The organism is Roseovarius sp. S88 (assembly GCF_037023735.1).
GTDB lineage: Bacteria > Pseudomonadota > Alphaproteobacteria > Rhodobacterales > Rhodobacteraceae > Roseovarius > Roseovarius phycicola.
On sequence record NZ_CP146069.1, the window covers coordinates 1,859,197 to 1,871,482 of the forward strand.

Sequence of the window (12,286 nt, forward strand, 5' to 3'; positions counted from 1 at the left end):
CTGCCCCCATGATAACTCAATGATTGCTCTTTAGCATGAATTGGCGCGTTTGGACACTGCATGCGTCACGAAATTACCAATTTCGTAGAGTGGCTAAAACTTGTGTGATTTGGGGAACACCGTGGCAATGCGCAGGGTTCTTTTTGTCCCGCAACCGCCCTTACCACGATGGTCCATCCGTCAGGCCCGACGTCGGCGTCTGCGGCGATCGCGCTGAGGGGCATCTGCGTTTTCTTCTGTGCCATCCACGGCCGAGGAAAAAGGCCCAAGCGCGTTGGTGATTGCATCAAGGGAGGGGCGTTCGCTGCGCGGGCGGGTTTCCAATGCGTCTCGCATCAGCGCCAGATGTTCGGCTTGCGTCCCGCAACAACCGCCGATGATGGTTGCGCCAGAGTCTCGGGCCAGCACGGCGTAATCTGCCATAAGCTCGGGCGTGCCATCATAGTGGATATGGCCGTCGACATATTTGGGAATGCCGGCATTGCCTTTTGCAACGATCGGGCGATCAGAGCCGTGCGCCGCAAAGCCCAGGATCGTGCGCAAGAGGTCAGAGGCCCCGACGCCACAATTGGCTCCATAGGCCAACGGTGCGTTTGGCAATTTCTCTACCATCTTGGTCATATCCGCTGAGGTCAGCCCCATCATGGTACGCCCGGCGGTGTCAAAGCTCATCGTGCCGCACCAGGGCATATCCGCCAGCGCAAACGCTTCGGCGGCGGCTTTGTATTCTTCCGGGGCAGAAATGGTTTCCAGCCACAACACATCAGCGCCACCGTCTTTTAAACCATCGGCTTGTTCATGGAATATCTCGACAGCGAGTTCATGGGTCAAACTGCCCATCGGGGCCATGATTTCACCTGTCGGACCAACAGAGCCAGCCACGACCACTTTGCGCTTCTGGCGGTCCACCACCTCGCGGCCCAATTCGGCAGAAATGCGAGACAGCTCATGCGCGCGCTTTTCCGCACCATGCAATTTGAGACGCGCGGCGTTGCCGCCAAAGGAATTGGTCAGGAAAAGGTCTGATCCGGCATCGACTGCCTGTGTGTAGAGCAGCGTTACACGGTCCGCATGATCGACATTCCACATCTCCGGCGCGTCACCCGAACTGAGCCCCATGTTGAAAAGATTGGTACCAGTGGCACCATCGGCGAGAATCCAGTCCCGCTCGGACAGCATTGCGCTCAGGGCGTCGGTCATGATCAGACTTTCGTTGTGATGGGTTTTGATCTGTCACACAGCTCGCGCGCGCGCAAACTCATTATTTTCATGATGATTGTGAGCCAGATTGCGATTGGGGCGGCGAATAGACAGCCAAAGGTCACTCAAACCAAGTATGAGACTGACCCAACCAGGTGCCAGCGCATAGCGCGCGGTACGTTTGGGATTAAAGCTCATCTTGAACTGCAAAAGCCCGGTTCCCTCGCCCATTTTGGCCGCACACCAGGCCATTACTCCACGCTTGGGTGGGAGTGCTGCGAGCGAGAAACGCGGTACTTGGTCTTGTTCAGCAGCCTGAATGGCCGACCTGATCACGGCATGCATAGTGCCGTCCGGCGCTGTTGCGCATGTGCGCATGAGGTCGAGACACCAGTCTCGCTTGCTTGTGTGAAAGCTTGCAAAGGCAACAACGCGCCCCTCGTGCCGGGCCAGAAACACCGCCTGATGGCTGAGGTATTCAGGACAAAACCGGCCCATCGTCATGCCACGTGCAGCGCCTTGGCGCGCTTGCCAGTCAGCGTCAATGCCCGCGAGGTCCTTCCATGGCAAGGCCCCGCCACGGTGAACAGTGACACCGGACTGTTCGGCCTGACGCAACTTTCGGCGCAACTGCCGAAAGGTCCGGCCTTGCGTGTCGAAGCCGGCCGTGTCTATCACCAAATCATCTGCCACATGCAACGCGCGCCACCCTAACTTTGTCGCAGCTGCGGCCATACGACCATCGGCCTTGTAAACCAGAGGCCAGAGTGTTTCTCGACGCGCCTCAGATACGAGCACCTTGAGTGCAGCGACAGGCTGTCCCGCGAGCGGGGCAAATAACAGGCACAAGCTTTGACCAGGGCGCAAGACAGGAAGACTGACCTGCCGGGCCTCAACGATCCCGGCATCGCCCTGTCGGCACAGGCCGATTTCGGCACGCGGCGCGCGCATCAGATCCCGTTCATGCAGATCGCGACGCCGCATGTCCGAAGGACCGCCCTGTACAAACGGACGACGCAACATCAAAGCCGCCACGCAAAATGGCACGGCGTAGTACATTAGACGGAACGCCACGATGCCGCAAAGAAGATCTGCTTGCGAAACTGCCGGAAGTGCCGCCAACAAAACAAGTTCAAAAGGTCCCACGCCGCCCGGAGTGCCCCCGAGCAATGCCGCGCCAAGCGCGAGCATGTAAGCAGGAATTAGCGCAGCCAGTGGCAAGACGGCTTGTGTGGGCAACAAACACCAAAGCGCGACACTCGCACTTATCGCGTCGACCAGTGCAAGGACCGTGACAGTACCCAGCATTTTGAGGCTGGGGCAGCGGATGTGACAATTTCCAAGGGTAATTTTGGGTTTAAGAACGCAAAGAAAGGCAATGCAAAAAAACACAAAAAAGAAGATAGCCCCATGAACATTGGTCAGAACTTCGGACGGCGCAAACGTACCGACCAAACCCAGACAAAACGTCAGGCCCACAAGAAAACAAGCCGCCACGCCAGAGGCGATTTTCGTAGACTGTGCAAGCGTGATCCCTGGCACCAGGCGCCAGCGCACCAATGCGCCGCTAAGCACGCCAAGACCAACAGTTTGGCCAATGGCAATCGCGGCGGCGCCACTGGCAAAGGCATGGTGGGGGCGGCACCCGGTGCGAAGATGCTGGTGCAGGATGACATCATAGCGACCCAAAGCCCAAAAGCTCACCGCAGTGGCAAGCCCTGCGGTGATCCACTGAATAGGCGACAGTTTCGATAGTGCCGCCCCCAAGCCCGTGAAGCTGTCCGATGCGAGGTGATCCTGCAGGATCCAAAGGCACAAGACACCAATGAAAAACGGCATCACATGGCGCGGGCGGGGTGTTGCGGGAGATTTGCCCCTAGCCAATGTGAACATGCAACCTCTCACCGGAAAAACTTCAACGCGGGATAGGTGCCATGCCAGCTCTTTCAGAGCACTTAACGTTTAAAATGCGCATGAAAAAAGGCGCGACCTGACAAGTCGCACCTTTAATTTACGGGGTGTATGGAGGTCAGATCTCGCTCATGATCTGGTCTTGGGCCACGGGGATCATTTCCTCAATCTTGGCGCGTACAGTATCTGCATCAGCCAGATCGCCCAGGTCACCCGCCACTTTGCGCACGACATCCTCATAACCAGCCTCTTCGAAATCGGCGAGTACCACCTCCTTGGCATAAGCTTCGGCCTCATCTCCCGACTTACCCATCAATTCGGCCGCCCACAGACCCACAAGTTTGTTGCGGCGGGCCTCGACCTTGAACTGCATCTCGGCGTCGTGGGCATATTTGTTTTCAAAGGCGTTTTCGCGGTCGTCAAAGGTGCTCATTATGCTCTCCGTTCTAAGCACAGCGCTATGTGGTGCCATTGCCCAAGATATGGCCGCATGACCTCGTTCGCGCAAGGGTTAAAGCCCATCTTGCCCCATTTCGCGCCATGCACTATGAGAACGCCATAAGCCGCGCCGACCCGCGCGCGGCCCTTTCAGAAAGAGAGCCCATGGCGCGGCGCAAGAAAATTTACGAAGGCAAGGCAAAGACACTCTTTGAAGGGCCCGAGCCCGGCACGATTGTGCAGTATTTCAAGGATGATGCGACCGCCTTCAACGCCCAGAAAAAGGACGTTATCGAAGGCAAAGGCGTGCTCAACAACATGCTGAGCGAGTATTTCATGAATGGTCTGACGAATGTCGGTATTCCGAACCATTTCATCAAACGCATCAACATGCGCGAGCAACTGGTGCGCACCTGTGAAATCGTGCCTCTGGAAGTCATTGTGCGCAACTATGCCGCCGGAACCATGGCGCAGCGTCTGGGCATGGATGAAGGTACGCAATTGCCACGGCCGGTGGTGGAGTATTGCCTCAAGGATGACAACCTGGGCGATCCATTGGTGACCGAGGAACACATCGCCGCCTTTGGCTGGGCAAGCCAGCAGGATATGGAAGATATCCTGTCGCTGGCCTTGCGGGTGAACGACTTCCTTTCAGGGGTGATGTACGGCGTGGGCATTCGACTGGTGGATTTCAAAATCGAGATTGGCCGCATCTATGACGGGGATTTCATGCGCCTCATCGTGGCTGATGAAATCTCGCCCGACAGCTGCCGATTGTGGGATATCGAGACGGGTGAAAAGCTCGACAAAGACGTCTTCCGCCGCGATCTGGGCAGTCTGACGGATGCCTACACCGAAGTGGCCAAACGTCTGGGTGTTATGCCCAAGGGTGCCACACCGATGACCAAACCGACGCTGATCAACTGAGGGGGCAAGAGCAAATGAAAGCACGCGTACATGTCATGCTGAAAAACGGGGTTCTAGACCCGCAGGGCGAGGCGGTGCGCCACGCGTTGGGGCAGCTTGGCTTTGACGGGGTCGAAGGCGTTCGGCAGGGCAAGGTGATCGAGCTTGATCTCAATGAAACGGATGCAGCGAAGGCAGAGCAAACCGTCACAGCGATGTGCGAAAAGCTTCTGGCCAATACGGTCATCGAATCCTATTCGGTGGAGGTCGTCTGATGCACGCTGCGGTCGTCGTCTTTCCCGGATCCAACTGTGACCGCGATATGAAGGTCGCGTTTGAGAGGGCTGGCGCCAAGGTCACGATGGTCTGGCACAAGGACACCGATCTACCCAAAGGCGTGGATGTGGTGGGCATACCGGGGGGGTTTTCCTTTGGCGACTACCTACGCTGCGGAGCGATTGCGGCTAATTCACCGATTTGCCAGTCGGTCAAGGCGCATGCGGATCGAGGTGGCTATGCCTTGGGCATCTGCAACGGGTTCCAGGTTTTGACGGAAACCGGAATGCTGCCCGGAGTGTTGCTGCGAAACTCAGGCCTGAAGTACGTATGCAAAGCCCTTGATCTGAAAGTGGAAACATCTAATTCCGCGTTCACATCTGGCTATAATGCTGGAACCACGATCACCATTCCGATCGCGCATCACGATGGCAATTACTTTGCCGACAGCGATACACTCAAAGCACTCAACGAAGAAGAGCGTGTCGCATTTCGTTATGTCGAAAATCCAAATGGCTCTCAGCAGGATATTGCAGGTGTGCTGTCCGAAAACCGGCGGGTGCTGGGGATGATGCCCCACCCGGAGCGTATGGCCGAGCGCACCCACGGAAACACCGAAGGCGCGACGCTTTTCGCCAGCCTTGTCGGGCAACTGGCGGATGCATAAACCCACGCTTGAGACCCGTCACGGCGCAGTTTAGCATAGGCACATGATCAAGTTACGTTCGTCGGACCCAGAGCATCAAGCCAGAACCATTGGCTGGCGCGCGCGGCTGGCGTTGTTGCTGTTAACAGCGATTGCGATCTCGGTGGTTTTTGTCACCAACAGGCTACTGACAGACCGTTTCACGGAAAACACCCGCAACAGAGCCGAACTGCGTCTTGCACTTTACAGCGGCAACCTGTTGTCCGAGCTGCGTCAGAACGCGATTGTGCCACAGCTTTTGGCCCGTGACCCAGCGTTGATCGCCGCGTTGGATACCGCGAACTATGCTCAATCCTCGCAACGACTCATTGCATTCAACGAAGAGATTGGCGCCGCCTCGTTGACCATGCTGGACAAGGATGGCCGTGTAGTGGCTGCCACGGATCGCGCACTTATTGGTGAAAATAAAAAGCAAGATCCCTATTTCATCGATACACTACGCTCAGCAGACAACATTTTTACCGTAGTGCAGGACGAGGCTGGTGGCTTTGGCTTTGTCTATTCCCGACGGATCACCAGCAACGGTACATTGGTGGGCATGATCGTGGTTGAGGTCGATCTGCGAAAGTTTGAACTGGCCTGGGCCGGGATTTCGGATGCCATTCTGGTCACGGACAGCAATGGACAGATTATTCTTGCGACAGAGCCGCGATGGCGAGGTTTGACTGAAGAAGATGCCTTGGCACAGCAACCCGCCAATTCCGCCATTCTGCGTGCATTGCAGGCCACCACTGACTGGTCCTCGGCCTTGCCGCCGGATGCCTATCTGGCCGGTGAAGCGGTGATGCGGGTGCAGGGCAGGGTGGCCTTTCGCGGCTGGCGGATCACGTCCTTTACGACATTTGCCAGCATCCGGGATCGGGTGAACGGTGTTCTGGCGCTTGAGATCATGGTGTTCGCGATTCTTCTCGCGCTGGCCTTCTATTTCCTGAACCGAAAAACCGCGGCCCGGATGAGTTTGTTCCAGCGGGAGTCGGCAGAGCTTCGCGCATTGAACGCAAGGCTGCAGCGAGAAATTGCCGAGCGCCAAAGGGTGCAGGAGAACCTCGCCGTGGCCGAACAAACCCTGCAGCAAAGCTCAAAACTGGCGGTGCTGGGAGAGATGTCAGCGGCGGTCAGTCACGAGCTCAATCAACCGCTTGCCGCGATGAAGACCTACCTTGCGGGCGCGCGGCTTTTGCTGAACCGAAATCGACCCGATGAGGCGCTCTCATCCTTCCAGCGCATCGATGACCTGATCGAGCGTATGGGCGTGATCACCAAACAGCTGAAATCCTACGCGCGCCAGGATGGAGAGGACATATCGCCTGTAAATATGGGCGATGCGGTGCATGCCTCGCTGGCGCTGATGGAGCCGCAACTGCGGCAAGGGCGCGTGGACATCACCCGGACATTGCCATCAGAACCGGTCTGGGTGATGGGCAATAGGGTGCGGGTTGAGCAGGTGATCATCAATCTGCTGCGCAATGCGCTTGATGCCACCAAGTCGAATGATGAACCCAAAATCGAAATTCTGCTGGCCGCAGGCGACACCGCCGTGCTGACCGTGCGCGACAACGGGACCGGGATAGTGAACATCGAAAACCTGTTTGAGCCCTTCTACACCACGAAAGAGCCCGGCGATGGTGTTGGCTTGGGGCTTGCCATTTCGTCCGGCATCGTGAACGACCTAGGGGGCCGATTGACGGCCAGAAATGCAGAAACAGGGGGCGCTGTGTTTGAAATGCAGTTGCCAATCTTGCCAGATGAGACCCGAGCAGCGGAGTAGGTGACATGCCAAGTGCCATGAAAATCGCCATTGTCGATGATGAAAAAGACATGCGTCAGTCCATCAGCCAGTGGCTGGCGCTCTCAGGGTATGACACAGAGGCGTTCCCTTCGGCCGAAGAGGCGCTCAAGGTATTGGGGCCGGATTATCCGGGCATTGTTGTAACGGATATCCGTATGCCGGGCATGGACGGGATGCAGTTTCTCAAAAAGCTGATGGGCACGGACAGCGCTTTGCCCGTTATCATGATCACAGGTCACGGCGATGTGCCCATGGCGGTAGAAGCCATGCGCATTGGCGCGTTTGATTTCCTGGAAAAGCCGTTCAACCCGGACCGAATGAATGAGCTGGCCAAGAAAGCCACCAATTCACGCCGCATGGTGCTCGACAGCCGCACGTTGCGACGCGAGCTCAGTGATGGCGGGCAGTTGATCAAAAAGCTGATCGGCGCATCCCCCGTCATGGAACGTCTGAAAGAGGACATTCTCGATCTGGGTCAGGCCGATGGGCATGTGCTGATTGAGGGCGAAACTGGCACGGGCAAGACGCTTGTGGCGCATGCGCTGCACGCTGTGGGTGCGCGGGCAGGTAAGAAGTTTGTTTTGGTCTCCTGTTCGGCCTTTGAGGAAGACGCGTTGATGAAGCGACTCTTTGGCCCGATGCAGCCCGATGACGCGCAACTGCCCGCTGTGGAAGAGGCGCGGGGCGGCACGCTGGTTCTGGAAGATATCGAGACACTCTCCGAGACCGCGCAGGCACGGCTTTTGACCTTCATCAACGATGAGGGCACGCCGCCAGAGACCCGCGTTGTGGCCATTTCCAACATGCAGGAACAGGATCGGACCTGTGAGGACGCGCTGCGCTCGGATTTGTTTTATCGCCTTGCGTCGCTGCGCATCACCGTGCCGCCACTGCGCCAACGGGGCGAAGATATCCTGACGCTCTTTACCCGCTTCAGTGAGAGCTTTGCCGATGACTATGGCTGTGAAACCCCGCAGGTCAGCGCACAAGAGGCGGCGCAGCTTTTGCAGGCCCCGTGGCCGGGCAATGTGCGCCAGCTGATCAACATTGCCGAACGCGCTGTGCTGCAATCTCGCCGCGGGTCAGGCACCATCGCGTCGCTTCTGATGTCCGATCACCAGGACATGCAGCCGGTGATGACCACCGAAGGCAAGCCGCTCAAGGAATATGTCGAGGCGTTTGAGCGCATGCTCATCGACAACACCATGCGCCGCCACAAGGGGTCTATTGCCAGCGTCATGGACGAGCTTTGCCTGCCCCGCCGGACGCTGAATGAAAAGATGGCGAAGTACGGGCTGCAAAGGTCGGATTATCTTTGAGTTTGATTGCGTCGTAAGCGTGAAGTCTTGTGTCGCGGGTAATCGACGGCGCAACAGCTAGTATACCGCAACAAGTAGCCAGTAGCGTCGCTGAAAAAACCTTCGAAACAGAAACCGTCAATGGCGGCTCTGCGGTGCGGATTCAATGGATCGCCGCAACACACTGTGCAAACTTCTCCGCCGGGGTTTCGTATTGCAAGGTTTTTCGTGGCCGCTCGTTGAGTTGCCGCGCGACGGCGCTGAGTTTGGCCTGACTGAGGGTCGACATGTCGATGCCTCGCGGGAAGTACTGACGCAAGAGCCGGTTGGTGTTCTCGTTACTGCCGCGTTGCCACGGCGATTGCGGATCGCAGAAGAAGACGTCGATCTTTGTCGCCATGGTGAACGCCGCATGGGCGGCCATCTCTGAGCCGCGATCCCATGTCAGCGAGCGGTAGAGTTCTTTGGGCAATTTTCGGGCCTGCTTGATCAGGGCGGTGATAACGCTTTGCGTATCCTTGTTCGCAACTTTGGCCAGCATCACGAACCGCGAGTGCCGCTCGACCAGCGTAGCGATGTAGCTGTTGTTTGCCCCAACGATCAGATCGCCCTCCCAGTGGCCGGGCACGGCCCGGTCTTCGATTTCGGGCGGGCGCTCGCTGATCGGCACTGCGTCTTTGATCTTGCGTAGCTTCAGACCTTTCTGGGTCGCATGCCGGGACCGACGGATGGCGCGCGGGCTGCGCAGGCATTGCTGCAGCTCCTTCTTCAGAACGCCGCGCGTCTGCACATAAAGGCTGCGATAGATCGTCTCGTGGCTCACACGCTCTCGCTCTTTGTTTGGGTGCTTGCGCATCAGCCAGCCCGCGATCTGCTGAGGAGACCACTTCAACCGCAGCTTTCGGGCAATGAACCGACACAAGTGGTCGTTGAAGGAGAGCTTACAGGCTTTGGGCCGCCTTGCGCAGTCCCATGCGCGCTGATCTGACAATGCCGCGCGATACGCCTTGCGCCCACCGTTTCTGCGCACCTCCCGGCTGATCGTCGAGGGAGTACGTCTAAGGTCGCGCGCAATAGAGCGCAATGACCGATCCCCTGCCAGCCCACGGGATATCTCCTCACGCTCCTCGAGGCTCAAGGCCAGCCGAGACCTGGTGCGTGCACGCGGACGGATACCACCAGTCAAAGCCAGATGCGGAAAATCGAAGACGACGCACGATCAAACCTGCGGCCTATCGAGCTCAGGGACTCACCCCGCTGCCACCGATCCCACATCTCCGACTTCTGTTTGTCCGTATAAAACGTCCGCGTGCGGTACTTCATGATCAACACTCCATCTCTCCAAAAAGATTAAAGTGTTGCGACCACCCGTTGAATCCTCAGGACGAAGTTGCCCTTCGCCTGTCTAGGATCAAAGACCGCAAGCCGCCTAAAGCGGAAGGACAACTTGTGGTGCAGATCTGCGATAGCTGACCCTCACCGCTCCGGTCGTGAATTGGAAAACAGCGGAATAGCTGCTGTCAGCCGTCGCTCAGTCAACGGCAGTTTCAGGGGAACGTATCAGCGGTCTCAAAGTTGCTGGATTCGTCGCGGCGTTCTGCCTAACCTGTTTTCAAACATTGGAGGTATGAATTTGGAGCGCCGCCTCGCCGCGATACTTGCCGCCGACGTCGTTGGATACAGCCGCCTCATCCGTAATGATGAAGCCGGTACTCTGGAGATAGTCAAAGCGCATCGCGAACGTCTCTTTGAGCCAATTGTATCGGCACGGAACGGACGCATTGTAAAATTGATTGGTGATGGGCTGCTGATTGAATTTGCCAGCGCTGTTGAGGCCGTTCGTTGTGCCATCGAAATGCAGTACTTCGTCGGGATCGAGAACAAGGATCTTCCGGAAGATGCTCAGGTTCAATATCGGATAGGGCTCAATGTCGGCGACATCGTGGTTGATCAGGACGACATTCAGGGCGATGGCGTCAACATTGCCGCCCGGCTGGAAAGCTTGGCCGAACCTGCGGGCATCTGCATGTCGGTCAACGTCTTCGATCAGGTTAAGGACAAACTCGACCTCAACATCGAAGATGCGGGAATGCATCAGGTTAAGAACATGGCTGAGCCGTTGCACGTATTCAGTTTGGCGCTTGATGAAAAGGCCACGGCTTTAGCATCGCCCATTGTGCGGAGTGCAGCAAAGCCTGCACAACGTCGGATGGCAGTTGCCATCAGTGTCGTGCTCGCCTTGGCTTTGGGCGTAGCGGCATGGTGGCAGCCTTGGAGCCCCGCCGCAATATCTTCCGCCAATGGCGACCAATATCTGCCTGCGTCTGGCAAGCCGTCCATCGCGGTCATGGCTTTCGACAATCTGAACAACGATCCGACGCAAGATTACCTAAGCGATGGCCTGAGTGAGAACATTCTGACGGCGCTGTCCCGGTTCTCAGACTTTTTTGTCATCGCGCGCAATTCGACCTTTTTGTACAAGGATAAGCCTGTTGAAGTGCAGCAGATCGCGCAGGAACTCGGCGTGAGATATATCGTCGATGGCAGTGTTCAGATCGCAGGTGAACGCTTGCGCGCAAATGCACAATTGATCGATGCCACTACCGGCAAGCATCTCTGGGCCGAACAATACGACCGTGATCTGCTGGACATATTTGACGTTCAAGATGAGATTACCCGCACCGTCGCTTCGACGTTGAGCACGAGTATCAATCTGGCCGAGTATGACCGGTTAAAGCATCAGCCTACAGAAAGCCTCGGAGCTTATGAACTCTCCACACGTGCTCAGGAACACTCGCTTAGATTCAACGAGGCGGACAATATTCAAGCCCAGCGACTGAGTGAGCAGGCGATTGCGCTCGATCCGAACTTCGCGGGCGCATATGCCGAACTTGCTTGGGCTCATGCCTTTGGTTACCGCTTTGGTTGGAGCGAAGACCTTTCACGCGAGGAATCGCTGGATCTTGCCTTTGAAATGGCGAGAAAGGCGATCGATCTGGAGTCACTCGATTTCGCTGGCTATGCCGTTTTCGCTTATGTGACGATGTATAGCGGCGATCTCGACCGGGCGGTCACGCTGTATGACAAGGCTATTTCGCTAAATCCGAATTCCGCAGGTACCCTCGTGAACTCAACTGACCCTTTGGTCTATAGCGGACGAGCCGATGAAGCCGTTGAACGGATGCGGTCAGCGATCCGCCTCAACCCGCATCATCCGGACTGGTATCTGTGGAATCTGGGATGGGCACAGTATTTTGCAGAAGATTACGCAGGCGCTCTTGCTTCGATTGAAAAGATGAACGAGGTCCCGGATCGCCTAAGACGCACGCTTGCGCCGATACTCCTGCGGTTGGGGCGAGAAGAAGAAGCAAAAACGTTGATCGACGAATTTTTGGCAGACAACCCCAACTACAGCATCGAAGAGGCAAGGAAAGCACCGTTCGAAAGCGACGATTACCTCAACCGATGGCTGGATGACTTGCGCAGACTGGGGGTGCCGGAAACCACTGGTTAAATACTTGAGCCAGTATGTCAGTCGCGAGCAAGACAGCAAAGCGAGGGCTTTGGCAGCAATGCAGATTACTGCAATTCTGAGCACCCGGCCTGCCGCTCGACGTTATCAGCGCAAATGCCCGCAGCTGGAATCCGTTCAAGCTTTGCAAAGGTTACATTCTGCGCAGTCCTGCCGCTCGTGCCCTGCGCAGCATTCGGTACTCTGGGCTCCAACCGGACTTTCTTCACACGGCAGATGCTCATAGGATC

The 12,286-nt window shown here is 56.9% G+C and carries 9 protein-coding genes and 1 pseudogene; 6 read left to right on the forward strand and 4 right to left on the reverse strand.

Features of this window, described 5'->3' with window-relative positions:
- Positions 1-180: 180 nt before the first annotated feature.
- From bmt to RZ517_RS09460, 3 genes are all read right to left on the reverse strand, one after another.
- Complete coding sequence (bmt, locus tag RZ517_RS09450; protein ID WP_338547909.1) at positions 181-1,200, reverse strand: betaine--homocysteine S-methyltransferase; 1,020 nt, start codon at positions 1,198-1,200, stop codon at positions 181-183.
- A 33-nt stretch (positions 1,201-1,233) separates the two neighbouring features.
- Positions 1,234-3,093, reverse strand: a complete 1,860-nt coding sequence (locus tag RZ517_RS09455) for a phosphatidylglycerol lysyltransferase domain-containing protein (protein ID WP_338547911.1) — start codon at positions 3,091-3,093, stop codon at positions 1,234-1,236.
- A gap of 136 nt (positions 3,094-3,229) precedes the next feature.
- Complete coding sequence (locus RZ517_RS09460; protein WP_338547912.1) at positions 3,230-3,544, reverse strand: DUF1476 domain-containing protein; 315 nt, start codon at positions 3,542-3,544, stop codon at positions 3,230-3,232.
- Positions 3,545-3,714: 170 nt separating this feature from the next.
- Here RZ517_RS09460 and purC point away from each other — a divergent pair, with 170 nt between their 5' ends.
- From purC to RZ517_RS09485, 5 genes are read left to right on the forward strand one after another with little or no spacing between them, the layout of a single operon-like run.
- A complete protein-coding gene (gene purC / locus RZ517_RS09465) occupies positions 3,715-4,476 on the forward strand; it encodes a phosphoribosylaminoimidazolesuccinocarboxamide synthase (protein WP_317057816.1) in 762 nt (253 codons plus the stop codon).
- Positions 4,477-4,490: 14 nt separating this feature from the next.
- Positions 4,491-4,730 carry a phosphoribosylformylglycinamidine synthase subunit PurS gene (purS, locus tag RZ517_RS09470; protein ID WP_338547917.1) on the forward strand — a complete coding sequence of 80 codons (240 nt, stop codon included), beginning with the start codon at positions 4,491-4,493 and terminating at the stop codon, positions 4,728-4,730.
- Complete coding sequence (purQ, locus tag RZ517_RS09475) at positions 4,730-5,398, forward strand: phosphoribosylformylglycinamidine synthase subunit PurQ (RefSeq protein WP_338547919.1); 669 nt, start codon at positions 4,730-4,732, stop codon at positions 5,396-5,398. The genes purS and purQ overlap by 1 nt, the downstream gene beginning before the upstream one ends.
- Positions 5,399-5,441: 43 nt before the next feature.
- A complete protein-coding gene (locus tag RZ517_RS09480; RefSeq protein ID WP_338547920.1) occupies positions 5,442-7,205 on the forward strand; it encodes a sensor histidine kinase in 1,764 nt (587 codons plus the stop codon).
- A gap of 5 nt (positions 7,206-7,210) precedes the next feature.
- Positions 7,211-8,545, forward strand: coding sequence for a sigma-54-dependent transcriptional regulator (locus RZ517_RS09485; protein ID WP_338547921.1), 1,335 nt, complete (start codon positions 7,211-7,213; stop codon positions 8,543-8,545).
- A gap of 142 nt (positions 8,546-8,687) precedes the next feature.
- Here the strand turns inward: RZ517_RS09485 and RZ517_RS09490 are convergent.
- Positions 8,688-9,847, reverse strand: a pseudogene (locus RZ517_RS09490) (IS30 family transposase).
- Between the two features lie 304 nt (positions 9,848-10,151).
- Between RZ517_RS09490 and RZ517_RS09495 the strand changes: the two are divergent.
- Complete coding sequence (locus tag RZ517_RS09495) at positions 10,152-12,038, forward strand: adenylate/guanylate cyclase domain-containing protein (RefSeq protein WP_338547923.1); 1,887 nt, start codon at positions 10,152-10,154, stop codon at positions 12,036-12,038.
- The last annotated feature ends 248 nt before the right edge of the window (positions 12,039-12,286 follow it).

What these genes read in the sequence shown, in the direction of transcription:
- bmt (WP_338547909.1), bottom strand. Translation starts at nt 1,200, where the DNA reads ATGACCGACGCCCTGAGCGCAATGCTGTCCGAGCGGGACTGGATTCTC.
- RZ517_RS09455 (WP_338547911.1), bottom strand. Translation starts at nt 3,093, where the DNA reads ATGTTCACATTGGCTAGGGGCAAATCTCCCGCAACACCCCGCCCGCGC.
- RZ517_RS09460 (WP_338547912.1), bottom strand. Translation starts at nt 3,544, where the DNA reads ATGAGCACCTTTGACGACCGCGAAAACGCCTTTGAAAACAAATATGCC.
- purC (WP_317057816.1), top strand. Translation starts at nt 3,715, where the DNA reads ATGGCGCGGCGCAAGAAAATTTACGAAGGCAAGGCAAAGACACTCTTT.
- purS (WP_338547917.1), top strand. Translation starts at nt 4,491, where the DNA reads ATGAAAGCACGCGTACATGTCATGCTGAAAAACGGGGTTCTAGACCCG.
- purQ (WP_338547919.1), top strand. Translation starts at nt 4,730, where the DNA reads ATGCACGCTGCGGTCGTCGTCTTTCCCGGATCCAACTGTGACCGCGAT.
- RZ517_RS09480 (WP_338547920.1), top strand. Translation starts at nt 5,442, where the DNA reads ATGATCAAGTTACGTTCGTCGGACCCAGAGCATCAAGCCAGAACCATT.
- RZ517_RS09485 (WP_338547921.1), top strand. Translation starts at nt 7,211, where the DNA reads ATGCCAAGTGCCATGAAAATCGCCATTGTCGATGATGAAAAAGACATG.
- RZ517_RS09495 (WP_338547923.1), top strand. Translation starts at nt 10,152, where the DNA reads ATGAATTTGGAGCGCCGCCTCGCCGCGATACTTGCCGCCGACGTCGTT.